The following is a 26,196-nucleotide window of genomic DNA, read 5'->3' as shown; positions in this document are numbered from 1 at the left end:
TGTTTAAACCTCCTCTATTTCGAATGGAGCATCTATAATTTCAGACGCAGTTAATTTATAAAGTTCATCAAGAAAATGCACTTGAAAACTTGCTGGACCTTCCGCGTTTTGTTCGGCAGCGCGACCAGCTAAGTTGAAGGCAAATGTTCCTGTGATTGCAGCAACAAATGGTGTGGTGCTCGTTGCATAAACTGCCATGACACCACCGAGTGCACAACCCGCACCAGTAATTTTCTCCATGAAATGTGAGCCACCCTTTGCATGGATCACCGTTTTACCGTCTGTTACTAAGTCCACCTTACCCGATACCGCAACAGCACCACCGGTCCACTGAGCGAGGGAAATCGCTGCATCTTTTGCTGTTAAGACAGCATCTGTAGAATCGACGCCTCGGACATTGGATGTACCCGTTCCACCCTCTAACTGCCACAATCCAGCCAAGGCGATAATCTCGGATGCATTCCCTCTGATGATGCTCGGTTTATATTCTTTAAATTGCAAGAGTAGTCGAGTTCTGAGCGTTCCAATTCCAATCGCTACCGGGTCTAAAACCCAAGGTTTACCCGCATCGTGAGATGTTTTTGCGACAGTAGGTAATGTCGCTTCGTAAATGGGTAATAGCGTACCGCAATTTATATAAGTCGCACCACCGGCCATTGCAAGAAACTCACCTTCATCTGGCAAGTGAACCATAGCAGCAGATCCGCCAACGGCGAGTTGAGCGTTTGCGACAAGGTTAATCGTGACAGAATTGGTAATAGAACCGGCCATTGGATTCGTACTTTTAACCGCTTTGATAACTTCAGCGACCTGTTCTTGAAACTGTGTTTTTAACATATCTAACGTCTTCCTTTCCTTTAAAATGAAGCGGAAACATTGCCTTCGGGTTTTATTTAGACACAAAAAAAATGCACTCCCCTAATAGGGAAGCGCATGTACTCATACTAGCATTTTACTAGACTCTGCTACTTGATTATTATTTGACTCCCTACGACAGTATTAACTGACAGGTTAAAAGGGTCAGGTTTTACCTTCTCAACTCCGAAGAGTCCCCCCGCAACAAATTTAATTTTATAATTTAATCCTATCATCGATACATTTAAGAGTAAAGGATGAGGTAATGCCGAGTGCGTTATTCCCACTCAATGATGTTCTCCAATTATCCCCCTACAAGGGTTAATAAAAATCCTTTTAGATTAACGTTTTCCAACTATTTTCTTAAGAAGAATTCCAATACTATCTGCCCTTTCCCAGATAATTTGCCCTTTTATTGACCTGAAATTCATTTATTTTAAACTGTCATAGTTAGGTTTTAATGTAAATGCTTTAATTAAATTACTACGAAAAAAAGTAGTATCCACACATATAAACTCATCTTCAATGATTTTATTTTTAAGACCTTCCCCTAGGTCTTTAGTGACAATTTCAGCCTTCTTCATTTTTTCATGAATATTTTGTCCATCATGAAGGCTGACAATATCTGATACTACCGCATTTGCATCCTGGCCCTCTGTAAACTCAAAAACAACTGTAAATTTGACAATCTCATTTTTCTTTATCAATGTTCACACGATCAAATAATTTGCTTATATTAATGTAATGTTGAATTGCTATAGTTGTTGCCCGATACCATAAACATCTTATTTATCATTTAAATATACTAATCAGAATGATATAATATCAGTAACAAAATCAGTTCCATGGTGTTATTGAACCCCCATTCTATGCTAGTAGATTGGGGGTTTTTTGATGTGTCAGTTCAATTCGTTGCCATCAGCAAAGAATTGAACTGGTTGATGGTAATAATTTTAGCATAATTTTTGATTCACTTCTTTAAAGACAAGTTGTTCATTTACGATAGAACCGGATTATTTCTCTAAAAAATCTTCTCAGTATCAAATTTTCTAACACTTCCATTGATTGATCTAAGTTTTAATTAAATGATTACATACACACAAAGCCTACCTTCATAAAACTTCTTCTTTGGCATGATCTTATCAAACACCCTAATCACACACTTGGAAACCAGCGTAATCAATATCTCTGTAATGTCTATTTAGGGTCTACCCAAAAAGGTCATTTATAGTCCTTTGGTTTCGACCAGGTACACAAGCATCAGAAGTCAAAAAGGAATATATTTCTTCATTGGAAATCCACTTGTAATGAATTGTTTCGTCTTCTTGTAAAACAATGCTGTCCTTTAGAATATCCACATGAGCAATAAAAGAGACGAAAATGGTATTGTATTCTTCAGAAATATAGATGTTCCGTTTTTCTAGGTTCGTTATTCTAACACCTGTCTCCTCCAGTGTCTCTCTTTTAGCAGCATCAGTTGGGTCTTCATCTTTCAAAACACTCCCACCTGCTGATACTTCATAAAAACCGGGATACGACTCTTTATTATAATCTCTCTTCATGGCTAAAAAGCTTCCATCTAGATTGATTACTATCACTTCTGAAACTAAATGAAATACATCAGTAGGAATGTTCTCTCCTCTAGTTAAATCAAAATTCAACTTTTTCAACTTACTGTCGTAAGCATCCCATTTCTCCATAGTAATAACTCGTTCCTTTGAAAAATTTCTAAAAATTAAGATTAATTTGTTATACTCATACCATACCAAATAATTACATATACTGAAATGAGCCATAAACGTAATGAATATACCGGAGGAGATTAAACGCAATGGAGATCAGACAGTTGAAAGAGGAAGACGCAGAGCAGTTCCTGGAATTAAACAAACAGCTTGATGACACAGGATATATGCTATATGACCCGGGAGAAAGACAAATGAATGTGGAAGAGCAACGTAAGGCAAATTGCTCAAATGAAGGCAGATCCATCGGTCCATTTCCTTTTGGCCGTTGAGGATGAATCATTAATGAGATTCATTGCAGTATTAAGAGGAAAACTCAAGAGAAATAGGCATTCTGCCTATCTTGTTTTGGGTGTCGATAAGAACTATAGGAGACAAGGAGTCGCCTCGGCACTATTTGAAGAAGTGTTCTCCTGGTCACAAATTCAGGGCATCTCCAGACTGGAATTGACTGTGATTAAACATAATCATCCCGCTTTCAATCTCTATAGTAAGATGGGTTTCATTTTGGAAGGAGAAAAGGTGCGCTCCTTGATGATAGACGGGAAACCGGTCAATGAGTACTATATGTATAAGTTATTGTAAGTCTTAAAATCATCATTAAAGAATAAGTTTACTTAAAAAGGCGATTCTATTAGTAAGAACATTTTATTTTATAATTGATTTCACCAAAGGATAAAAGCGGGTGATTAAATGGAATTTGTTAATATTAACCTAAATTTTCATAAGGACATAGTGATTAAATTCCGAAAGGATTCATTCAAAGAAAGCTTCGGTCATTCAAAAGACCTTAATGAAGATGAGTATATATTGTGGCTAGAGGAAAAGGTACAAGAGTTTCCTGATGGCTTCTTACTTCTTAAAAAAGAAAACGAATATATCGGACAAATTGAACTGACAATCAAGAAATACAAAAATAGAATAGTTGGATACATCAACTTATACTATTTAACAAAGCCATATCGAGGAAAAGGGTATGCTGAAGAGATGCATACATACGCATTGAGTTATTTTGAGAACAATGGCTTAGAGGAATATCACCTTAGAGTTTCTCCAACAAATAGACGTGCAATAAAGTTCTACCAAAAAAATGGGTTGGAAAAGATAAATGAAGAACATGAGGGGAAAGTCATACGTATGAGAGGTTATTTATAAAATTATCAGCCCAAATTAATTATAGTGGGGGAAGTTGAATGATACCGTTCAAATTAAAATTACTTGATAAGGAGAGGGAAATTAATCTCTTCTATAACTTCATCATGGGCAATACAGATCATTTCAGGGATTATATGGAGGTAGTCCCATCTTTTGATGAAGTTAAAGAAGAATTCCTATTGGATGTGCCTCCCGGCATAGATATAAAAAATAAAGAAGTATATGGCGTCTATAGAGAGGAGAATCTTATTGGCTTTCTGGACATCCTATTCAATTATCCAGAAAGCCACACCTGTATGATAGGATACTTAGTCATTGATCAAAATTATAGGAAGCAGGGTATTGGTCAGCAAGTATATAATCACGCTGTTGCTTATGCTAAAGAAAAAGACATGTGGAAGATTCGGCTCAGTGTTATTAAAGAAAACGAACCGGCTGTTAGAATGTGGAAAAAGCAAGGCTTTGAAACAATAGACGAAGAGGTAACGGAATATGGCACACAATTAATGATGGAGATTAGACTGTAGGGCTAAGCCATGAAACATCAAGGACAAAAGCGCCAATGGTAATTGCAGTTATCTTTTGCAAGGTAGGTGGTATATATGAGACTGCAAGTCGGTTTAGAAAAATTAAATCATGCTTTAAGCAATATTGAAATAAAAGGTAATGTTGATGCATGGATGGAATACTATAATTTTTACCGTAGACCTTTCAGTACGATATTTGAAACATTGTACATGATGGATATGGAGTCCATCAAAGACATGGTCAGAGATATGGATTTAGAAACTTTAAGCAAAGAAGCTGAGGCCGCAATACGAATGCATCCAGTCAAAGAACTTAAGGAGATAATATCCAATTCTGCAGATTACTATAATTTCGAAGACCACTATGATGTCTATTTATTAGTAGGATTAGGGCACGTAGATGGTACTGCTCTTCCAAGTGAGATTCCCTTTCTCTATTTAGGACTAGAACGTCTAAGGAATTCGGATATCGAAATGCTGATCCAACATGAATTCAACCATCTTGTCAGATTCAACAGTATAGAAGAAGTAAATGAAGAAATGGGTATGACGGTGGGGCAGCTTGCTATAGCTGAAGGGTTGGCGACACTCGCTCCTTTAGTTATGAGTGGATTGGAACTGAATGAAGCGAACATTAGAGAGGGCCTTTTCGTTAACGATGAAGAATTTAACCGTTTAAGAGATGATTTTTCAACCTTACAAGAAGAACTGGAAAGAGATTTCAATGAACTATTGTCTCCAAAACTCCATGAAAAATATTTTATGTATAACGAAGGCAACAAATATCCAAAAGTGGGTTACTTCATTGGCGTTCATTATATTATCCCGCTTTTGGAAGCAGGATATAGCTTGAAGGAATTAACGAGAATTGAAACCGAGAATATTTTAGATATATATTCACAAACCGTGTGAAGCTGAAGATTTCAAGTAAGAACTCAGAGGTAACATCAATGTTTCTTAAATTATAAAGGAGAGATAAGGATATAGGGAAAAACATTTATACTGTAAGAAGTGGAGATGGATGGGGATCTAGAAAAGAAGGCGCTGATAGGCTCAGTAAAAAGTTCGATACGCAAAAAGAAGCTATTAATTATTCTAGAGAGCAAGCTAGGAAAAATAATTCTGAGCATCGTATTCAAGGAAAAGATGGAAAGTTTCGAGGTGCAGATTCTTATGGAAATGACTCCTATCCACCAAAAGGTTAAATATTTTACAACGAGCAGGACTAATAAATCTTGCTCGTTTAATATTTTTCCTATGTTATTCCAATAAACAATTATTTATTGAAATATTGTAAGGGCTTAAAATTTGGTTGTAGATTCCCATTTAAATAAATGGTTAGGCTTCATCAGTTGAATAAATGTGTCTGATTCTTGTGATAACCTTAATCACTTTCTGAATTTTGATGCCAATACATCGCTTTTTTCTCTATCCTCGAAATCAGCTGTTCTTTCCCTCTTATATATGCGTCAATATCGTCAGGAAAACGTTGGGATAATTCTTTTTTTAAGTCGCCATACTTTTTTAGAGCATCAGGATGCGTGCGTAGATAATTACGAAATGCAAGATGACGATCGATTTCAGGGTTATCTATCCCATAAAAATGAATATGGTGAGTTCGTTCGCTTCCGCCTTTTTGGAAAAAGCGACGGCCTGGAAGACCGTTTTCTCCTTTTGCTTCATAACCAATATCAATCATTGCAGTATTAAAGTAATCAACCTGCTCAATATCTTTAACAACAGGCATTATATCAATAACAGGTTTTGCTGGTAGACCGTGTACGGATGTACTACCAATATGATGAATTTCTATTATTTCAGGACCGAAAATGTCACATAATCTTTTTGCTTCTTTTTCATACATCAAAGGCCAACTTTTATTATATGAGATTACCTCGACTTTTCTCAATGAGATTTAACCTCTCTTTTTCTAACTAAGTTTTTGAACAAATTAAATTGCTTATTAACCAGATTATATCAAAGCGAGTTTTTTATTAGTATTTATATCGGAAATCATCAATTTCTATACTCGATTAATGTTTGATGCCGTTCTTAACAATACATTTTAAGAACAGTTATCATCCTTATAACTGTATAAACCATAGTTCCAATAAACGACCGTTTATTGGAATATTGTAAGGAGAACAAACATAGTTTGTCATTTTCAATTTTATTTTGCACTAATTTAGTCGATAATTTTCACTATAGATAAGAAACACAGCTTATCTTTTCAAGGAGATAGCTGGGTTTTAAAGTCAGCTGTGCAAAATAACGCTTAAAATATATGTAATTTACCGTCAAAAATGACAATGTAGGTAGTCTAAGTTTTGAGTTGTTTTGAGAAATTGATTTAAGCTGCAGGAGTAGAAGCTTGTATAGGACATGTTGTCTTCCAGCTACCACTCACACAAACTTTATACGCTGGAACATAGCAAGAAATTGCAGCTGCACCGGCACATAGAAGATAGCCTGGCATATTCGCTTTAATGCCAACAGCACCACAAATCCAACCAAACTTTGATAAACAACTGTTACTGTAACTACTACTACTTGAGATATATCTGTTACAGCTGAAACAGTTGTATTTATTAGCATTTCTAGGGTCTTTTTGAGCCTTTGATTCATTTTTTAGAGCTTGTTGAATTTCCATATCTACATTTTGTTTGTACTCTTGATAGAAATCTTCGTCTGATATATCTACGGATTCTTCCGCACCGCTATTCAGATAATTAATAGTGATCATAGCTTCTTCGTACATTTCACTATTATCTAGAAGAAACACTTGAACTTCTTGCGACTCATAGTCAAGCGCATAGATTAGGTAGGATAGGTTATTAACTATATTGTTTTCGTCTTGATTATACTCCAGTTCGATTCTTGCAATCCTACCATTAGCATTTCCTTCTGAATCTAATATCTCTGTGATGGTTTCGAATTCCTTATTTAACATAATATCTTCATATTTTAAGTAGAAATCGTCATTCTTGATCAAATAAATAAAATCTTCTTCGTTTTTACTATCGAGTGTGATGGTTTTGGCAAAAGCGTAATTTTTCAATTGTAACAATTGATCCAAGCAAACTGGTAAACACGAATAAGGTCATAAGTGACATGTTCAAAATTTTATACATATCATCATCCGTTCAAGTTTTTGAAAATTGTGAAATTTTAAATTTTAGTATATAATTTAAATATTGGTAAGTCAATTAAAAATTTGAAAATATTAGGAGGATGTCACATGAGTAGAAACTTGTTGATTGGGATATTTATAAGTGCAGTGTTTGGATATTTGTTCGCAGTAAACGTTATTTTCTTAGTTTCTTACCTAACGCTACAAAATTTTCTTAATATAATTATCTTTTTTAGTGTGACAGGATTAGTAATCCTTAGTTTCAATATTTTGTACGGTATTATGGGGTATAAAACCAATTTATACAAACTAGCTTTTGTTATGTTCTCGGGAGTTTTCATAATGATACTTATGTAACAACCCGGTATATTGCTTACAGAATTAAAGAAGAAGAGGACAAATAAATATTGTCCTCTTTTTGTTTGCAACTAATACAGCGTAATCTTTAGAATCGACTTGAACGGTTTCCCAAACATCATCTGGGTTTAGGCTATAAATATCTTCTTTGATAATAGCATTGTCTGTCATTTTCAATTTTATTTTGCACTAATTTAGTCGATAATTTTCACTATAGATAAGAAACACAGCTTATCTTTTCAAGGAGATAGCTGGGTTTTAAAGTCAGCTGTGCAAAATAACGCTTAAAATATATGTAATTTACCGTCAAAAATGACAGCTAAGCATATCAATACATATATAATGTCTATTTAGGGTCTACTCAAAACATTCAACTTTCTCTTATTGAAAATATTCATGAGTGGGGTGATACTGTGAATTGCAATCTATCCTAATATAGATGAAATATTATTGATTACATGGTATGAGGCCCATACGAGTTAAAAATATGAATAAATTAATATTGTTCTGTTACAGAAAAAAGATTTCTATAACAACCATTTTTGTTAAGTTTATTTCCGTGATTACCTTAAATTTCTTTAGGGTTAGAATGTCACATTAAATACTAATAAAGTGCACAGTTTCTTTAAATTTTTAATTTAAGCTGAATAATGAACATTAAAATTTCCTTAATAGCTAAAATTGTTAATATGGTGAGTTTTAGAATGAGTTTTTCTTTGTATTGGACTAATCAGTTTGTTTAAGAATTATCTTTCTAAACTAGCCATACATAAGATGTGTTCGAGTAAAGGTGATGTTATAGGAGGTGTAATATATGAAAAAACAACAAGAAATATTCTTAGAGTTGGTATTATACTGAGCGTCACTATTTTATTAGGTCTAACTCTGTGGTTCAATTTAACTTCTGATACACAAGCTGTACAAGTCGGTGATGAAGCAATTGATTTTCAATTGGAAACATTAAATGGGGATTCAATCCAATTATCGGAAGTCAATTCGGAAAAAGGTGTTATTTTGAATTTTTGGGGCACATGGTGTAAACCTTGTCGTGAAGAGATGCCTGATATGAATAGAATTTATAATGAGGGGCATGAAAATTATGAAATCATTGCTATAAACGTTTCTGAAGATGAACAGCAGATTAATCAATTTTTATCCAGTTTGGATGAAGAGCTTGATTTTCCAATAGCACTGGATCGTAACAGAGATGTGACTAAAGCGTATCAAGTCGGTCCACTGCCGACGACAATCGCAATCAACAAAGAAGGTGTTGTTGTAGATAAGAAAGAATATCAGTTAACCGTAGATGACATTTATAATTTTGTGGAGCAATCAACTTCTGAATAGGATGAACTTTAATGGAATTGAAAGAAATAAAATGTGAATCCTGTAAACATGTCAATCCATTGATACCATCGCTCCAGAGTAACTGGCTGCCAATTCACGTTATCACTGTGTCTATTTCCTACGGCATTCTATCAATGAGTGCCGTTGCAGGGTTAATCTATTTGCTAAAATCCATTCCTGAAAATGAAAAATCATGGAGAGCAAGAACACTCGAAATGATTATGGCAGGTCTTGTGATTGTGCTGGTGTACATTACGACCACACTGATTATGAAAGGCGTAGTCGGTTACAGCGATGAGTTCATGTATACAGATCAACGGGGTCAAACGATGATTGCGGACTATCATCTGCCCAGTCTGATTAACTTTGAAGATGCAATACCGGTCGAGCATATAGGTGATAATCAGTACGAACCAGCAGACCACTTCCATTCGGGTATTAATTTACCGCCTGTCATTCAATCACAATCATTGAACACGGTCATATGGTCTGTAATACTCGGTCTGACGGTTTATGGCTTGCTCCGTCTGATACTCAGAAAAAGATTGTTGTCATTTATCAAACCACTTGCAAATAAAGCGGATTTAAACTTGATGGATGAAATAGGCTACCGCTCAGTTATTATCGGTTTTCCGTTATTTGCCCTCGGTGGCATATTCTTTGCATCAATTTGGGCGCAGATTGCCTGGAGCAGATTTTGGGGTTGGGATCCTAAAGAAACCTGGGCATTTATCACATTTATGTTTTATACGATTTTTCTGCATCTAAGATTGAACAGAGGATATGAAGGTGAAAAATCTGCATGGTTGGCAGTCATCGGCTTTATACTGATACTATTTAACTTAATTGTCATAAACTTAATTGTTGCAGGGCTTCATTCATATGCTTAACTGGGAGTACATGATATGGCTAAGTATTGACATAGTACAAAATAAACTGATCAAAATATTAGTATGTTAGAATTTCGATATATTTATCTTAAAGTCTCAATATGAATGGAGTGTTTTTTTGGGTAGTGAAGTGACTTTCCTGCTTGCATTTGGAGCTGGATTTTTAAGTTTTGTCTCGCCTTGTGTACTGCCAGTCTTTCCTGCTTTCATCTCTTACATAACAGGCATGAGTTATAATGAAGTAGAAAATCAAAAATTCAATGCACGTGCAATACTCCACACAATATTTTTTCTTGTAGGTTTCAGCGTGTTTTATATTGCATTGGGGTTTGGCACGGCTTTCTTAGGCGGATTATTGATTGAACATGCGAACCTGATCAGACAATTGGGTTCTATCCTGATTATTATTTTTGGTCTCATCATTACCGGCGTGCTTAATTTTAATTTCCTGATGAAAGAGAGAAAAATACAATTTAAAAACAGGCCATCCGGATTTTTTGGTTCAACTTTAATAGGTATGGCATTTGGTGCCGGATGGACACCGTGCAACGGGCCAATTATTGGTGCCATTTTCGCAATGAGTGCAAGTGCCCCAAACAATGCTTTAATGTTAATGATTGTCTATTGTCTAGGATTTGCGATTCCATTCTTCATTTTGAGTTTTTTCGTATCTCGCACACGCTGGATGTTGAAGTACTCGAATATCATCATGAAAGTTGGTGGTGTCATCATGGTATTAATGGGTGTTCTTCTTTATTTTGATGGACTGACTCAGATTATCATTTGGCTGCAGCCGTACTTTGGAGATTTTCAGGGCTTCTGATTATGAGTGTATTAAATAGTTTGTGTATATAACCTTCAGAACAAAGTTATTTGTGATTTTCATATAAAAAGAAAGATAGAAATCACCTTTGTAGCTGAATACATGGCTTCAGAAAAGGATTGAAGTGTTAAAAGCTATGTTCTCATTTTTTCTATCTTTCATAGAATTGATATATTTTTATAAAATTTGTTTGAAAAGTATTGATAAAATTAATAATTAAGGAGGAATCTGGATGAAAAAATATTTAATGCCAACCTTGCTAGGTTTAGTATTTATTTTAGCAGGTTGCAGCAATGACTCAGTATCAAACGAATCAAATATTAAAGAAATGGTTTCAGAATTAAGCGCCAGTAATATTGTAGAATCCGCATCCATTAATGATCAAACACTCATTGTCGAGGATGATGGAGATGAGAATGTCTATACTTTACCAGACGATGAGTTTTTTGTGTCCATTGCACCTTATATCTCGTATACACATCCATGTGAATTTCATAGCTTAACCGGGTGTCAGGGAGAGCTGATGAATGAAGAGATGGATGTAAAAATTATAGATGAAGATGGAGAAGTCCACGTTGATGAGGAACTTACAACTCTTGAGAATGGATTCTTGGATTTTTGGCTGCCGAGAGATAAAAACTATACTTTAGAAATCAATTATGACGGAAAAACAGTTGAATCTGATTTCTCAACGTTTGAAAATGATAGTACCTGTCTGACAGATTTACAACTTAAATAATTTCGATTAAAAGCAGATACCACAACGCTATTCAGTGTCGTGGTATCTGCTTTTTTAATGTATTCAATATTAGATCAACGAAAAGTAGTCGATTTACTCATTATTGAAGATTAAATATTCTAGAAAGACATTTAATGGATAGTTTCTGCAAATAAATTTTTTATAATAAATATTATGACATCTCTTGTATGTTGGAAACAAATCTACAAATCTTTCGTAGATTTACGGTGATAAAACATAAATATGGTAAGTCTTAATGGATAGAGGTGTTCGGACTCTCGTACTTACTGGGGAAATATAAAAAACAGAAACCACTTGACAATAATCGACTACAGTTGTAAACTTAAGTTAATCAAATCGATTACATTTGTAAACGATTAAATATAACCACCTAGGAGGGTAAAAATGAAACATCAAAAAAGCAATTCTCATCACGAACATGCTGAGCATAGGGAGCATCATCATAACCATCAGAAAAACAACGAACCCCATGATCATAGTAATCATGATCATGGCGGGCATGATCACCATGCGCATATGGTGACAGATTTTCGCAATAAATTTTTCATCATTCTGATATTCACCATTCCAATTGTCCTTCTGTCTCCAATGATTCAAAGCTTCATAGGTGTGGATTGGCAGTTTACCGGAGATATTTATATTGTGGCAGCGTTGTCCACATTCGTCTATTTCTACGGGGGATGGCCATTCATCAAAGGCGCTTACGATGAATTGAAAAACAAAGAACCGGCCATGATGACCTTAATAGCAATGGCGATTTCCGTCGCTTACTTCTATAGCATGGCAGTTGTTTTTGGCTTCAATGGAGAAGAGATTTTCTGGGAGCTGGCAACGCTTGTATTGATTATGCTTCTGGGACATTGGATTGAAATGCGATCGATCAGTAATGCTTCCAAAGCGCTGGAGTCCCTCGCATCATTGATGCCGGATACAGCAAATCGTATTTCTGAAAATGGAGAAACAGAAGAAGTACAAATCGATGATATTAAAGCAGGCGATTTACTGCTGGTCAAACCCGGAGAAAAAATGCCGCTGGATGGAAAAATTGTTAAAGGAAAATCCCAAGTGGATGAATCCATGTTAACAGGGGAGTCTGTTCCGGTCACAAAATCCGTTGATGACGAAGTCATAGGTGGTTCAATCAACAGAGAAGGGTCTCTCACTATTGAAGTAGAGAAACTGATGAATGAATCTTACCTGACTCAAGTGATCGATATGGTGAAAGAATCTCAACGTACCAAATCGAAAACACAAGATGTGACAAATAAAGCAGCCAAATGGTTATTTTATATCGCTGTAGCTGCCGGTATCATTACATTTATCGTATGGATGAGCATTGGTGCGACTATCGATGCTTCTATCATGAGATTGGTGACTGTTTTGGTCATCGCTTGTCCTCACGCTTTAGGTTTGGCTGCGCCGTTGGTCATTTCAGTATCTACATCACTTGCTGCAAAGCATGGGCTGTTGATTCGCAAACGTCCACAGTTTGAAAATGCTCGTAAAATTGATGCTGTAATATTTGATAAGACTGGTACATTGACTGAGGGTAAATTTGGCGTTACAGATATACAGACCTTCAATAATATGGACGAAAATGCCCTTTTAAGTTATGCCGCAACAGTGGAAAATGATTCAGAACATCCAATTGCGACAGGCATAATCAATGAAGCTAAATCAAAAGAGCTTGAATTGCTCGAAATGACGGAGTTCAATTCAATTACTGGTGTTGGAATTGAAGGGGTGATTGACGGTAAACAAATCAAAGTAGTGAGTCCGGGATATGTACGAAAACAAGAGATCAATTTTGATGATAAGAACTTCAATAAATGGTCAAAACAAGGAAAAACAGTTGTTTTTCTTCTGGTCGATGAAGAATTGGCAGGTGCGATTGCACTCGCAGATAAAATCAAAGAAAGTTCTAAACAGACAATAGAACAGCTGCATAAGAGAAATATTAAAGCCATAATGTTGACCGGAGACAATCAAAAAGTCGCAAATTATGTGGCTGAACAAATTGGGATTGACGAAGTCTATGCTGAAGTCATGCCCGATGAGAAAGCTGATAAAGTAACAGAAATTCAAGACCGTGGTTTGATTGTTGCAATGACAGGCGATGGGATTAATGACGCGCCTGCATTAACTAAAGCAGATGTTGGTATCGCGGTGGGTGCAGGTACAGATATTGCAATGGATAGTGCGGACATCGTTCTCGTTGATAGCAACCCGAAAGATATTCTTGCAATATTCAGCCTATCTAAACGAACATATAATAAACTGGTACAGAATCTGATCTGGGCAACCGGCTATAATGTGGTTGCTCTCCCATTGGCAGCAGGAGTGCTGGCCCCTTGGGGAATATTACTCAGTCCGGCTGTAGGTGCGATTTTGATGAGTCTCAGTACAATCATCGTAGCAATCAATGCGCAGTTGCTTCATAGATTTGAAGTAGAATAACATAAATGCCGACAAAGCCTGATTGCAAGCTTTGTCGGCATTTTCGTACTTTCCTGTATGAAATATGACATAAATCTTAAGAAGGCTTGACAAAAATCGATTACAGATGTAAACTAAATATAATCAATTCGATTACAATTGTAGATGATTTATATTAAAATAAATTAGAGGTGAAAACATGACCATGACAACTGATTCAAATATCACAGAATCTGAATGGGAAGTTATGCGGGTCGTTTGGGCACAAAACAAAACAACGAGTAAAGACATTAGGGATATTATAGAAAATAAAAAGAATTGGAAGCCGGCCACGACCAAAACACTGATCAGCAGACTTGTTGATAAAGGCATATTAAACACAGAAAAAGAAGGTAACAAATATATTTATTCAACTGATTTAAAAGAAAGTGATTTTCTCAAAAGTACCCTTGAACATACCTTCGATAATATATGTAATAAAGACGTTGGAAAAATTATCACAGATCTAGTTTCAAAATCAACATTAAGCTTTAGAGATATAGAAGAATTGGAAAAAGTATTGGAAATGAAAAAAAAGGATGCAGTTGACGAAGTGCCATGCAATTGCGTTCCAGGTCAATGTAATTGTTAAAGGACTGTAGAAAAAATTAATGAATTAAGGAGGAATGAATAATGACTACTGAAACATTGAATGTTGAAGGCATGACGTGTGCATCCTGTGTCCAGTCGGTTGAAAAAACAACGAAAAATTTAACAGGTGTCACACAATCTAATGTGAATCTGGCGACTGAAAAGCTGACGATTAATTTTGATGCAAATACTGTTTCATTACAAGAAATTCAAGATGCAGTCAGTAATGCAGGCTATAAAGCTGTACCGGATACTCAGAAAAAGACATTTGCAATTAATGGTATGACTTGTGCATCCTGTGCCCAGTCAGTTGAGAAAGCAACGGGAAAACTGGAAGGTGTCTATGAGTCCAACGTCAACTTAGCAACAGAAAAAATGAGTGTGGAATATGATGATTCAATCGTATCAGTGTCAGATATCATCGATGCCGTATCCAATGTCGGTTATAAGGCTCGTGAAGATATCGATTCAGGGAAGGCCGTAGATGAAAATCAGCAAAAACAAGATGAAAAACGGAAAAAAATATGGAATCGTTTTTTGATATCTGCCGCTTTCTCAATTCCCTTACTATACTTGGCGATGGGGCATATGATGGGCGCACCCATACCAGGATTTTTAAATCCAATGAATAATCCACTGACATTTGCTTTCGCACAGCTATTATTGACAATACCGGTGGCCGTCGTTAATAGAAATATCTATAAGAATGGTTTCAGAACATTGTTCCGGGGACACCCGAATATGGATTCCCTTATTGCAGTTGGAACAGGGGCGGCTATAGTATATGGTCTCTTTGCATTAGGAATGATCATGGCGGGTAATACGGGTTATGTTCATGATCTCTATTTTGAAGCAGCTGCGATGATTTTAACGTTAATCGTTCTCGGTAAATATCTTGAAGAATTGACGAAAGGAAGAACATCCGAGGCAATAAAAAAACTGATGGGACTTGCGCCTAAAACAGCCATCATCATCAGAGCAGGCAATGAAGTCGAAGTGTCTATCGATGAAGTCATCGAAGGTGATATGATTGTCGTAAAACCCGGTGAAAAAATGCCGGTGGACGGTGTGGTTGCCAAAGGGTCGACTGCGGTGGATGAAGCGATGCTGACCGGAGAAAGTATGCCTGTAGAAAAAAATGTGGGCGATCAAATTATTGGTGCCAGTATTAATAAAAATGGCACGATTCAGTATGAAGCCACAAAAGTTGGGAAAGACACTGCTTTATCGCAGATTATTAAATTGGTCGAAGATGCACAAGGTTCAAAAGCACCTATCGCAAAAATGGCGGATGTGATTTCCGGTTATTTTGTTCCTATTGTCATAGGTATCGCGATTCTTTCAGGTTTAGTATGGTTGATTAGTGGACAATCCGTACTATTTGCTCTGACTATTTTCATTACAGTACTTGTCATCGCATGTCCTTGTGCCCTTGGATTAGCCACACCAACATCGATTATGATTGGTACTGGAAAAGGTGCAGAGAATGGTGTACTCATTAAAAGTGGTGGGGCACTGGAAACCACTCATAAACTCGATACGATCGTATTTGATAAAACGGGTACAATTACAGAAGGGAAGCCAATGGTAACAGATATTGTTTCGACAAATGGCATTTCTGAAAACGAATTGTTGACTTTATCAGCCTCCGCAGAAAAAGGGTCGGAACATCCTTTAGGCGAAGCGATTGTAAGAGACGCCGAAGAAAAAGGAATCAATTTTCTATCAACAAGTAATTTTTCTGCCATTCCTGGCCACGGTATAGAAGTCACGATTAATGACTATAATATGTTGTTAGGGAATAAGAAACTCATGGATACCCGTCAAATCACACTCGACGATCTAACTGCAAAATCAGATGCATTGGCCAGCGAAGGTAAAACACCAATGTATATCGCTATAAACGATAAAATTGCCGGTATTATTGCTGTGGCAGATACAGTCAAAGAAAATAGCTTAAAGGCCATCGAAAAGCTGCATGAAATGGGTATTGAGGTCGCTATGATTACTGGTGATAATAAGCGCACAGCTGAAGCAATCGCAAAACAAGTCGGGATTGACAGAGTGATGAGTGAAGTATTACCGGAAGATAAAGCCAATGAAGTTGAAAAACTTCAGAATGAGAACAGAAAAGTGGCGATGGTTGGAGATGGGATTAATGATGCTCCGGCGCTTGCACAAGCAGATGTTGGAATCGCCATTGGCTCGGGTACTGATGTTGCAATGGAATCAGCAGATATCGTACTAATGAGAAGCGACTTGATGGACGTACCGACCGCAGTTCAACTCAGTAAATCCACTATTAGAAATATTAGACAAAACTTATTCTGGGCCTTTGCCTATAATACTGCAGGCATTCCAATCGCAATGGGGATTCTCTTCTTATTCGGCGGGCCATTGTTAAGTCCGATGTTCGCAGCTGCAGCAATGAGTTTCAGTTCGATTTCTGTACTACTCAATGCATTAAGATTAAAACGATTTAAACCATCAGTTGCATAGAGAGGGGGCGGATGTTAATGGCGGATCAATTGGAACTTGAATTATATACAAGACCCACATGTTCGGATTGCCAGGATGCAAAGCAGTATTTAACTTCTAACGACCACGACTATATTGATAAAGATGTCAGCCAAAATATTAGCTTAGAGGAAGAATTAAAAAAGATATCTGGTGCTCGTATTGTGCCGATGTTTGCCTTTTATAAAAAAGGATTATTCGGTAAGAAAAAACGAGTCAATTATTTAATAGGATTTGAAAATAATAAGAATGAAATCATCAGTTTATTAAATAAACAATAAAAGAGAGTATTTGAAATAGAAACTTTTCGAAAACCATTAAATACCTGCCCGGGGTATGTTAACATTGTTATATGTAATGGGTTAATAAAATTTTAAGGAGGCATTTATATGTCACAAGTAACTCTTAATGTAGAAGGAATGTCGTGCGGTGCTTGCGTTAATAAAGTGGAAGGGAATCTCGGTCAATTAAATGGCGTTGAATCTGTCAAAGCTCAAATTCCTGAAGGTAAAGTAGATGTCACGTTTAATGAAAATACCATTAATTTGGCGGACATCAAAGGCGCGATTCAAGATACAGGTTACGAGATTAAAGAAGACGCTGATAAAGAAGATGGTTCTGCGTGCTCGTGCTGCAGCTAATTAATGGCAAAAGATTTTACCAATTTACAGCACAACTTTGTGGTAACTAATTGATTCAATCTAACCACTGTTATAAGAACACAAGAAAAAGTGCCGACAGATCTTTAATTCAGATTTGTCGGCACTTTTCTTTATAATCAGGAGGTGCACATCTCTGTAGCCAATGGGCCATCAGTATTAGAACTTATTCTACAGGTGCCAATTCACTTTCCGTGACCCACTTATGATTCTGAACTTCTTCCTCAGTATCTGTTGTAACGAAATCTACCATATAGACAGTAGTGTCTTCAGCAGAATCAATCGTAGCCGTTGCGCCTTCCATGCCTTCCATGTGAGATGCGTTCATTACTGCTTCATCACCTGGTTCCAATGGTGCCTCGCCGGGATCTTCAAATTCTTCATGAACGACCCATTTATGATCTTCTACCGGATCTCCACCATTTGTCGGTGTGTACGAGACAGTATAGACAGTGGTATCAAAAGCACCCGAAATGGTTGCTTCAGCACCGTCCATACCTTGCATATGTTCTGCTTCAATCATCGCCTGGCTTCCAACTTCATACGTCGGATTTTCTGCTTCTTCTAAGTCTTCAGGTACCTCACCAGAACTGGACATCTCTTCGGCAGAATGATCCATGTGGTCGCCGGAATCAGATGCCATATCCATTTCTTCTTCGGAACTGGATTCTGTTTCAGTGCTTTGACTGTCTTCATTTTCACTGGTCTGAGTTTCTCCATTACCACATGCAGCTAGTAAAGATACAGCAAATACTGAAATAAAACCTAATAATATCTTGTTTTTTACCATGTATATACCCTCCATTTCATTATTTCTAATTGAAACTCTACCCATAATATTTGCAGTTTATGTGCATATTTAATGAAAAATAAATGTATTTAATTAGTAAAATGAGATAGTATCTGTACTCGAATCTGCACGAAAAATCGATACTTAAATAATAAAATATATAAAGAGTCCAGTGTATTAATCAGTAAATAAAGTGGGAGAATAGAGTGATGATATCAAAATATTTAGTAATTATTTTAATAGCAGTATCAATAATATTTCTGGCAGGATGCAGGAACGATCACACAGATAACTTTGAGGCAGCTTTTAGTGGCGAAATACAACATATTCATGGAGTGGGATACGCAGGGGAGACTGATGGATTATATTTTGCAACGCATGGCGGCTTGAAGATGTTCCGTGACAGTGAATGGTATGAAACCACCCGAAATTATAATGACTATATGGGCTTTAATGCTGTAGATGAAGGCTTTTATACTTCCGGCCATCCAGGAGGGGATTCGGATATTCCAAACCCATTTGGCATTCAACGCAGTTTTGACGGCGGACGGACTTTGGAACACGTTAAATTTGAAGGTGAGACGGATTATCATGCTATGGCGTTAGGGTATAACAGTCATGATATTTTTTTGTTTAACCCTGAAGTCAACTCTGAATTAGAACGGGGGTTTTATAAGAGTGTTGATGAGGGAGAAAATTGGGAACAAGCAGATGCAAACGGCCTTGATGGTGAAGTGTTACACCTGGCCTTACATCCCTCAGATTCAAACTTTGTTGCAGCTGCCACCTCCACTGGAATATTTTTATCAGAAAATGGTGGAGAAGAATTTAAAATTTTAACAGATTCAAATCAGTCAGGCACTGCTGTTTATTTCTATGAAGATGATTTATATTATGCTACCTACGACGGGCAGCCGACACTTATCAAAAGAGAAATTAAAAATAGTGATTCAACAACTGTTAGCCTGTCGGAACTGAAAGAGGCGGATGTTTTGTATATTGCAATCAACCCGAATAATGAAGATGAGTTAGCAATCTATACGACAACTCAAGATGCTTATTTGACTGATACCGGAAGAGAGGGACAGTGGAAAAATATTTTAAATGAAGGTAAAGTAAAATAAAATGCATGATTTAAAATGTAATGATTTGCTATATGTACGAATAATCTCGAATAATAATTGAAGTGAGGAAATCATTTATAATGGTTTATATCCATGTAGAGACATGTCAGAACTGAGGAGATCTTTATGTTCAACAAATTAGCCTTAAAGATTGGATTATTTTTTTTCCTGGTGATACTTACGATTGAAATCATATTATTCTACATATTATATACCAACTTGGTCAACGATCGTGTGGAAGAAGTGATGGGAGATTTGTTGGCACGTGGGAATACTCACAGAGACGTATTGGAAGAAAACTATACACCTTCGACTATGAACCATGTCGCCATTATGGAGTCAGAATCAGATTTTATTGTGGTGATAACAGATGAAAATGGAGAAGTAATCACCAGTTCTGATCCGGTTGAATCCGAAATGTCTTCACTCATCGAACATACTGATTATGGTGAAATCCCCCAGAGCGGAGCCATTCTGGAATCGAATTGGTCGGAAGAAAAGTATGTGTCTACAGACAGTCCGATCACTTCTAACGACACGCATAGCGGACATGTCTTCATGTTCGCTGAAAGTGATAGCATCGAACGAATTATTGATCATCTCAGCCGTCAGTTTTTATTTGTCGGCCTGTTAACTTTACTTCTGACTGTGATCACAGTGTTTATTCTCTCCAGAGTCATTACCCGGCCGATATTAAAGATGAAAAAAGCGGCAGAGCAATTAAGCAAGGGCAATCATAATGTGCAATTATATACACAACGAAAGGATGAACTCGGAGATTTGGCGACTTCAATTAACCGGTTGTCGCAGGATTTGGAGCGTTTAAAAAATGAGAGAAATGAATTTTTGGGGAGTATATCCCATGAATTGCGGACACCTTTGACCTATATGAAAGGATATACGGATATCATTAGCAGAAAAAATATATCCATGACGGATAGGGATAAATACATCAAAATTATCCAGGAAGAAACAGAGCATTTAACAGACCTGATTAAAAATCTGTTTGAGTTAGCCAGAATAGATCATAATGAATTTGACATCAGGAAAGAGAGCGTAGTATATGGCGACTTGATTGCAATTGTTTTGGCACGCATTCATCCGGCGCTCAAACAAAAAAATATAAAACTTACTTTTGATTGTCCGGAAAATCTGATTGTTATGGTAGACCCCGCAAGGATGCAACAGGTTTTATTGAATATATTGGATAATGCAATAAAGTATACGCCTGAGGAGAGGCATATCACAATAGTAGTGAGTCAAAATAAAAATGAAATCTTAACGACTATTTCAGATAATGGAGACGGAATTCCAGAAAAAGATGTACCCTTTATATTTGAGCGTCTTTATCGTGCCGAAAAATCCAGGTCCCGGGCGAGCGGAGGGTCTGGTCTCGGTCTGACCATTGCTAAAGAAATTGTGGAATTGCATGGCGGAGATATTAGAGTAGAAAGTACATCAGGCAAAGGAACTACTTTTATCATATCTTTGACGAAGGAAGATTTGGATGAATAAAGTGTTATTGATTGACGATGAAGAGAGAATGCTGGAACTACTGGACTTATACTTAAGGCCATACCACTATATTTGTCGTAAGGCTTTAGGTGCAAATGAAGGACTCGAATATATCAAAGAAGAAAGGTTCGATATTATTCTTCTGGATATTATGATGCCTGAAATGGATGGGTGGGAAGTATGTAGAAAAATCCGGGAATACTCTGATGTGCCCATCATCATGGTGACTGCACGGGAACAAAAAGAAGACGTCGTGAAAGGACTTAAACTGGGGGCAGATGATTATATAACAAAACCTTTTGATGAAGCAGAATTGGTAGCACGGATGGATGCCGCACTACGAAGAACAAAACCTGTGAACCAGGTTGAGATGGATGGGTTATTATGGGACAAAGACCAATTCGAATTATCCTATAGAAATCAATATATAAAATTAACGCCTAAAGAATTTGCAATCATTGGATTGTTGATGAAAAATCCAGGCAGAGTGTTTTCAAGAGATCAATTGATTGACCTGGTGTGGGGAATTCATTCTGAGACCGAGGGCCGTACGGTGGACTCCCATGTCAGAAATATGCGTGAAAAAATCCGGGACGTCGGCTTCCCTATGGATGATTACTTTCAAACAGTATGGGGCGTTGGTTACAAATGGATCAAAAAATAGACCGTACTTTTTAACAAGGGTAAAGGATAATGCATAATCGACATGATTTTAAAATTTATTCAAGATATTTTCAAATCTGCACACCAACTGCATAAATAATGGGCATATGTATTGGAAACTGTTATTTATGAGGTGATGATAATGAGTGAATATAAAAAAAACAGCTTATCCCTACTCGGTGCCATTGGACTGGGAACAGGCGTCATGATCAGCGCTGGGATATTTGCCTTGCTAGGTCAGATTGCTGCACTTGCTGGTACATGGTTTCCAATCATATTTATAGTCGGTGGCGTTGTGACAGGTTTCAGTGCGTACTCTTATGTCAAAATGAGTAATGAATATCCTTCAGCAGGGGGCATCGGCATGTTTCTGGCAAAAGCGTATGGTCAAGGTACGGTTACTGCAGCAGCAGCAATGCTGATGGCAGTCTCCATGGTCATCAATCAGAGCCTGGTGGCTCGTACATTCGGCACCTATACATTACAGATATTTAATATTGATGAAACGACCTACCTGGTGCCGGCCCTTGCCGTCGGCTTGTTGCTCTTCGCGTTTCTGATTAATATTTCCGGCAATAGTTTCATTCAAACGTTTACGTCCATCGTATCTCTTTTGAAGATTCTTGGACTTGTCGTTTTTGCGATGGGTGGATTATGGGCAGCCGGCTTTTCAATTACCCCTGCTGAAAGCAGCGGAGGGACTGAAGATGCCACCATTGCCAGCATGATTGCGGCTGTGGCGCTCGCCATCCTGTCATTTAAAGGATTTACGACCATAACGAACAGCGGGTCGGAAATCGTCAACCCCAATAGGAATATCGGCAGAGCAATTGTCGCTTCCATATCAATCAGCCTCTTTGTCTATCTGCTCGTTGCATGGGGGGTATTCAGCAATCTGCCATTGAATGAAATCATTGCAGCACAGGAGTACTCCCTCGCAGAAGCTGCAAGACCAGCATTTGGGAATTACGGTGTATGGTTTACCGTCGCTATTGCAATCATTGCGACCGTCTCAGGTATTATTGCTAGTGTATTTGCAGTTTCACGGATGCTTGCCATGCTGACGGATATGAAATTGATTCCGCATAAGCATTTCGGCATGCCGGGACGCATCCAGAAGCATACACTGGTATACACGATTGTACTTGCGATGGTACTGGCCGTTGTTTTCGATCTCAGCCGTATCGCTTCAGTCGGCGCAATACTATATCTTGTGATGGATATGATTGTGCATTGGGGTGTATTCAAACGTCTGAGAGGTAAGGTGAAAGCAAATCCAGCCATCGTTATGACTGCATTCATATTGGACGGCATCGTATTGACGGCCTTTGTATGGGTCAAACTGATGAATGACTGGTTGATTGTTGCCGTGTCCATCGTATTTATCATCGTCATCTTTATAGGTGAATATGTATTTCTTAAGAACCGGAATAGTGATGAAGATGAAGGACATGCACATTAGAGAATGCTCTTGATTTTGAAACAATTCTAAAATGATTAAGAAAGCAGTGCCATACCAGAATTATTACTCTGGTATGGCACTGCTTCTATGACTGATTTTTTTAGGCGATTTCCTTACACGCTTCTGCACACTTGAAACAAGCCTCTGCACATTTCTGGCAATGTTCGTGATCATGCTTCTGACATTCATTTCCGCAAGCTTCACAGATTTTGGCGCATACTGCTGCCAAATCAGAAGCAAATGGGGTGCCTCTCATTAATGCTTGTTCCAGGAATGCACAGATATCTGCACATTCACGATCCAGCCGGATGCACTCCGCCATCATGTTTACGTCTTCTTCCTTCAAACAGGCATCGTAGCAATGATTACATGCTCCCACACATTCATGTAACGTTTGAATCAGTTGTTGGTGTTGTTCATGAGCCATTTGTATATACCTCCTGTGAAATAAGAATTCCTTACATATTACGAGTTCCCATTCCAATTTATATATAAACCGATATTGATAAACTCCATAGAAAATGCACAGAATTGTAATGTTAGTTTTACGTTCGCATATATTAAAGATTATTCTACTTTAATCTGTCCCATCATGCCGTTGTCTTCATGTTCAAGAATGTGACAATGGAACATATATATACCTTTATCCTTAAATTGAATAGCAATTCTAACTGTTTCATCTGGTGCGACAGAAATACTGTCTTTCCAACCCTTTTCATTTTCTGGTGGTGTTTCTCCATTACGGGAGATTATTTTGAACTGAGCGCCATGAATATGAAAGGGGTGTATCATTCCGCCCATCATATCTGGTTTGTTATAGATTTCCCATACTTCGGTGACGCCTTGTTCCTGAGTGAAATCAATTCTTTCCGGATCAAATTTCTTTCCGTTTATTGTCACCATATCCATCATTCCGAACAATTCAATCTCTTTCGTCACAGGCAAGTTCTTTTCTTCTTCGGTGACAGAGAAATCATTCATCTCGGCAGGAATGTTCGTTTCTTCACCTATCTCATTCGATACCTCGAAAGGCAATAGCGTTGAACCTTCTTCATCTATTAATGCGATTTCTTCACTACTGTCGATTTCGGAAAAATCTATTATGATTTCTGCCCGTTCTGAAGGTGTGAGTGTCAGTTCTTTCATTAATACTGGTTCATTCAAAAATCCACCATCTGTTGCCACTTGTACAAAATCATCATCTGTATTCAATTTGAATGTATAATTTCTTGCATTCGACCCATTTAATAATCGAAGTCTGACCTTTTCTTTATCCACGGACAATTTTGGATTCAGTGTACCATTAATCAAAGAAGTATCCCCGACTGTGCCATCTTCGTTCGCTGCTGCATCATAATTCAACTGTTTTTCGTCATCAAATACTTTATCCTGGAAGATTAACGGGATATCATTTTCTCCATAGTCATTTGGAAGCCCGAGATTTTTGGAATTTTCATCGTTAATATATATCAATCCGGCAAGTCCATTATACACCTGTTCAGACGTCTGACCTTTTGGATGAGGGTGGAACCATAAAGTTGCAGCTTCCTGTGTTACTTCAAATTCGATTGTACTTTCTTCTCCCGGTTTCAGTACATTGTGTGGACTGCCATCGTTATTACCTGAAACTTCCAATCCATGCCAATGGAAAGTCGTATCCTCATCCAGTTCATTGATTAGGTTTATTGTCACTGTCTCTCCTTTTTCAAACTGAAGCATCGGCCCCAGAAATGATCCGTTATATCCGTATGTTATAGTCTGGACACCATCGAATATTTCTGTTTGACCCGTTTGTGCACGCAAGGTATATTCTGTCTGCTCTTGGCTATCGCTTTTGAGCACAGGAGGAATTATCAACTCGTTTTCTCCTGTTGAATCAGTTAAACTTATTATTTCATCATGGTCCATATGTTCATTATCCATAGAATCATCGTTCATCATACTGTCCATGTGTTCCTCGCCCATAGAATTACTATCCATCATGCCCTCCATAGATTCTCCTTCCATATTGGTTTCTTCATTTGTATCCTGCTCATCTCTACTGCCGGCTGCCGATGTCTCCCTGTCATTATCAGTACAAGCAGACAAAATGGACATAACCATTAAAGAAAACAGCATTAACCATAGATTTTTCTTCTTCATTTTCTCACTCCATTTATTTTTCACTGATGTTAGTAAAGAAAGTTCTTTCTTCATTAATCAGCTTAAAATAAATTTTTAAAGAAACTGTGCATATTATTAGTATTTAATATGACAACTAAAAAATTTAAATGAATGTTTATGTCATCTTTATTTAAATACACCGCGATTCCAAATAACGACCGTTTATTGGACGATTTGATGTATGCGTGAAATCGTCCTTTATTCATATAAAAATAGTCCAAGAACCAGTATACTAATCATTGTCTATAATATTTAAAAGTATATGAGTTTTTGAACGATGTCATGCACTGTGAGACCAATTTTATGAGGTGGAACTGGGGGATAGATGTCAAAAGAAAAATTAGCGATATAAAATATTTTATCAATAATCTTGATAACTACCTTAATGTAGAGTAGAATAAAAAAACAAAAAGTGGTGCATATCTGCTGAATGCACTTGAGGCTGACTGTTGCGACGGTCACCTCTTTTTTATGTGAAAATTAGTCTTCTTTATTTGAATCTCTTTATTTTTGCCCTCAAATTGCCCTTTTCATAGCTTGTCCACTATAAAAATAACCCTCTAACCACCATGGTTAAAGGGTTTCATTTTTTACATCGTTATTCCCACTCAATAAAATATAGGGGATTCTAAGCCTTATTCTATAAGGGTT

The 26,196-nt window shown here is 37.2% G+C and carries 27 protein-coding genes and 1 riboswitch; of the genes, 19 read left to right on the top strand and 8 right to left on the bottom strand.

Annotated elements, in window-relative coordinates:
* Positions 1-3: 3 nt before the first annotated feature.
* The 3 genes from thiM to BMW30_RS09755 all read right to left on the bottom strand — a co-directional run bounded on the left by thiM (position 4) and on the right by BMW30_RS09755 (position 2,555).
* Positions 4-837 (bottom strand): hydroxyethylthiazole kinase, encoded by an 834-nt coding sequence (gene thiM / locus BMW30_RS09765; RefSeq protein ID WP_091476554.1) that lies wholly within the window; start codon positions 835-837, stop codon positions 4-6.
* A gap of 131 nt (positions 838-968) precedes the next feature.
* Positions 969-1,066: riboswitch (TPP riboswitch) on the bottom strand.
* 220 nt (positions 1,067-1,286) lie between these two features.
* Positions 1,287-1,562, bottom strand: coding sequence for a hypothetical protein (locus BMW30_RS09760; protein ID WP_091476549.1), 276 nt, complete (start codon positions 1,560-1,562; stop codon positions 1,287-1,289).
* 501 nt (positions 1,563-2,063) lie between these two features.
* Positions 2,064-2,555 carry an NUDIX hydrolase gene (locus BMW30_RS09755; protein WP_091476546.1) on the bottom strand — a complete coding sequence of 164 codons (492 nt, stop codon included), beginning with the start codon at positions 2,553-2,555 and terminating at the stop codon, positions 2,064-2,066.
* 131 nt (positions 2,556-2,686) lie between these two features.
* Here BMW30_RS09755 and BMW30_RS10770 point away from each other — a divergent pair, with 131 nt between their 5' ends.
* From BMW30_RS10770 to BMW30_RS09730, 6 genes are all read left to right on the top strand, one after another.
* Positions 2,687-2,869: a hypothetical protein gene (locus BMW30_RS10770; protein WP_245705682.1), complete on the top strand. Its 183-nt coding sequence runs from the start codon at positions 2,687-2,689 to the stop codon at positions 2,867-2,869.
* Between the two features lie 13 nt (positions 2,870-2,882).
* Positions 2,883-3,182: an N-acetyltransferase family protein gene (locus tag BMW30_RS09750; RefSeq protein WP_478236621.1), complete on the top strand. Its 300-nt coding sequence runs from the start codon at positions 2,883-2,885 to the stop codon at positions 3,180-3,182.
* A 150-nt stretch (positions 3,183-3,332) separates the two neighbouring features.
* The gene (locus BMW30_RS09745) at positions 3,333-3,752 is read left to right on the top strand and encodes a GNAT family N-acetyltransferase (protein ID WP_245705680.1); all 420 of its coding nucleotides are present in this window, start codon (positions 3,333-3,335) and stop codon (positions 3,750-3,752) included.
* Positions 3,753-3,790: 38 nt separating this feature from the next.
* On the top strand, positions 3,791-4,279 hold the full coding sequence (locus BMW30_RS09740) for a GNAT family N-acetyltransferase (RefSeq protein WP_091476541.1): 489 nt from the start codon (positions 3,791-3,793) through the stop codon (positions 4,277-4,279).
* Positions 4,280-4,354: 75 nt separating this feature from the next.
* Positions 4,355-5,191, top strand: coding sequence for a DUF2268 domain-containing putative Zn-dependent protease (locus BMW30_RS09735; protein WP_091476538.1), 837 nt, complete (start codon positions 4,355-4,357; stop codon positions 5,189-5,191).
* Between the two features lie 71 nt (positions 5,192-5,262).
* Entirely contained in the window at positions 5,263-5,484 is a 222-nt protein-coding gene (locus BMW30_RS09730) for a DUF2188 domain-containing protein (protein WP_091476647.1), read from the top strand.
* 179 nt (positions 5,485-5,663) lie between these two features.
* Here BMW30_RS09730 and BMW30_RS09725 read toward each other — a convergent pair whose 3' ends face one another.
* Positions 5,664-6,188, bottom strand: coding sequence for a GrpB family protein (locus BMW30_RS09725; RefSeq protein WP_091476535.1), 525 nt, complete (start codon positions 6,186-6,188; stop codon positions 5,664-5,666).
* 441 nt (positions 6,189-6,629) lie between these two features.
* The gene (locus tag BMW30_RS09720) at positions 6,630-7,355 is read right to left on the bottom strand and encodes a hypothetical protein (protein ID WP_091476533.1); all 726 of its coding nucleotides are present in this window, start codon (positions 7,353-7,355) and stop codon (positions 6,630-6,632) included.
* A 1,146-nt stretch (positions 7,356-8,501) separates the two neighbouring features.
* Between BMW30_RS09720 and BMW30_RS09710 the strand changes: the two genes are divergently transcribed.
* From BMW30_RS09710 to BMW30_RS09670, 9 genes are all read left to right on the top strand, one after another.
* On the top strand, positions 8,502-9,113 hold the full coding sequence (locus BMW30_RS09710; protein ID WP_245705678.1) for a redoxin domain-containing protein: 612 nt from the start codon (positions 8,502-8,504) through the stop codon (positions 9,111-9,113).
* Positions 9,114-9,124: 11 nt separating this feature from the next.
* Entirely contained in the window at positions 9,125-10,003 is an 879-nt protein-coding gene (gene ccsA / locus BMW30_RS09705) for a cytochrome c biogenesis protein CcsA (RefSeq protein WP_091476524.1), read from the top strand.
* 118 nt (positions 10,004-10,121) lie between these two features.
* A complete protein-coding gene (locus BMW30_RS09700) occupies positions 10,122-10,826 on the top strand; it encodes a cytochrome c biogenesis protein CcdA (protein ID WP_091476522.1) in 705 nt (234 codons plus the stop codon).
* A 232-nt stretch (positions 10,827-11,058) separates the two neighbouring features.
* Positions 11,059-11,565, top strand: a complete 507-nt coding sequence (locus tag BMW30_RS09695) for a CueP family metal-binding protein (RefSeq protein WP_091476520.1) — start codon at positions 11,059-11,061, stop codon at positions 11,563-11,565.
* A 405-nt stretch (positions 11,566-11,970) separates the two neighbouring features.
* Positions 11,971-14,043: a copper-translocating P-type ATPase gene (locus tag BMW30_RS09690; protein WP_091476517.1), complete on the top strand. Its 2,073-nt coding sequence runs from the start codon at positions 11,971-11,973 to the stop codon at positions 14,041-14,043.
* 178 nt (positions 14,044-14,221) lie between these two features.
* Positions 14,222-14,653 carry a CopY/TcrY family copper transport repressor gene (locus BMW30_RS09685; RefSeq protein ID WP_091476515.1) on the top strand — a complete coding sequence of 144 codons (432 nt, stop codon included), beginning with the start codon at positions 14,222-14,224 and terminating at the stop codon, positions 14,651-14,653.
* Between the two features lie 41 nt (positions 14,654-14,694).
* Positions 14,695-17,151 (top strand): heavy metal translocating P-type ATPase, encoded by a 2,457-nt coding sequence (locus tag BMW30_RS09680; protein ID WP_091476513.1) that lies wholly within the window; start codon positions 14,695-14,697, stop codon positions 17,149-17,151.
* Positions 17,152-17,168: 17 nt separating this feature from the next.
* The gene (locus BMW30_RS09675) at positions 17,169-17,450 is read left to right on the top strand and encodes a glutaredoxin family protein (RefSeq protein ID WP_091476499.1); all 282 of its coding nucleotides are present in this window, start codon (positions 17,169-17,171) and stop codon (positions 17,448-17,450) included.
* A gap of 108 nt (positions 17,451-17,558) precedes the next feature.
* Complete coding sequence (locus BMW30_RS09670; protein WP_091476495.1) at positions 17,559-17,810, top strand: copper ion binding protein; 252 nt, start codon at positions 17,559-17,561, stop codon at positions 17,808-17,810.
* Positions 17,811-17,994: 184 nt separating this feature from the next.
* On the opposite strand, the gene BMW30_RS09665 is transcribed toward BMW30_RS09670, so the two are convergent.
* On the bottom strand, positions 17,995-18,618 hold the full coding sequence (locus BMW30_RS09665) for a YdhK family protein (protein WP_091476491.1): 624 nt from the start codon (positions 18,616-18,618) through the stop codon (positions 17,995-17,997).
* A gap of 209 nt (positions 18,619-18,827) precedes the next feature.
* Here BMW30_RS09665 and BMW30_RS09660 point away from each other — a divergent pair, with 209 nt between their 5' ends.
* From BMW30_RS09660 to BMW30_RS09645, 4 genes are all read left to right on the top strand, one after another.
* Complete coding sequence (locus BMW30_RS09660) at positions 18,828-19,742, top strand: F510_1955 family glycosylhydrolase (RefSeq protein ID WP_091476489.1); 915 nt, start codon at positions 18,828-18,830, stop codon at positions 19,740-19,742.
* A 126-nt stretch (positions 19,743-19,868) separates the two neighbouring features.
* A complete protein-coding gene (locus BMW30_RS09655) occupies positions 19,869-21,257 on the top strand; it encodes a sensor histidine kinase (RefSeq protein WP_091476486.1) in 1,389 nt (462 codons plus the stop codon).
* Positions 21,250-21,921: a response regulator transcription factor gene (locus tag BMW30_RS09650; protein ID WP_091476483.1), complete on the top strand. Its 672-nt coding sequence runs from the start codon at positions 21,250-21,252 to the stop codon at positions 21,919-21,921. The genes BMW30_RS09655 and BMW30_RS09650 overlap by 8 nt, the downstream gene beginning before the upstream one ends.
* 141 nt (positions 21,922-22,062) lie before the next feature.
* Complete coding sequence (locus BMW30_RS09645; RefSeq protein WP_091476481.1) at positions 22,063-23,382, top strand: APC family permease; 1,320 nt, start codon at positions 22,063-22,065, stop codon at positions 23,380-23,382.
* A gap of 100 nt (positions 23,383-23,482) precedes the next feature.
* On the opposite strand, the gene BMW30_RS09640 is transcribed toward BMW30_RS09645, so the two are convergent.
* A complete protein-coding gene (locus tag BMW30_RS09640; protein ID WP_091476478.1) occupies positions 23,483-23,809 on the bottom strand; it encodes a four-helix bundle copper-binding protein in 327 nt (108 codons plus the stop codon).
* A gap of 140 nt (positions 23,810-23,949) precedes the next feature.
* Positions 23,950-25,524, bottom strand: coding sequence for a multicopper oxidase family protein (locus BMW30_RS09635; RefSeq protein ID WP_143249026.1), 1,575 nt, complete (start codon positions 25,522-25,524; stop codon positions 23,950-23,952).
* Positions 25,525-26,196 lie beyond the last annotated feature (672 nt).

Origin of the sequence: Aliicoccus persicus (assembly GCF_900110815.1) — a bacterium.
GTDB lineage: Bacteria > Bacillota > Bacilli > Staphylococcales > Salinicoccaceae > Aliicoccus > Aliicoccus persicus.
This window is presented reverse-complemented; position numbering and strand designations above follow the sequence as displayed.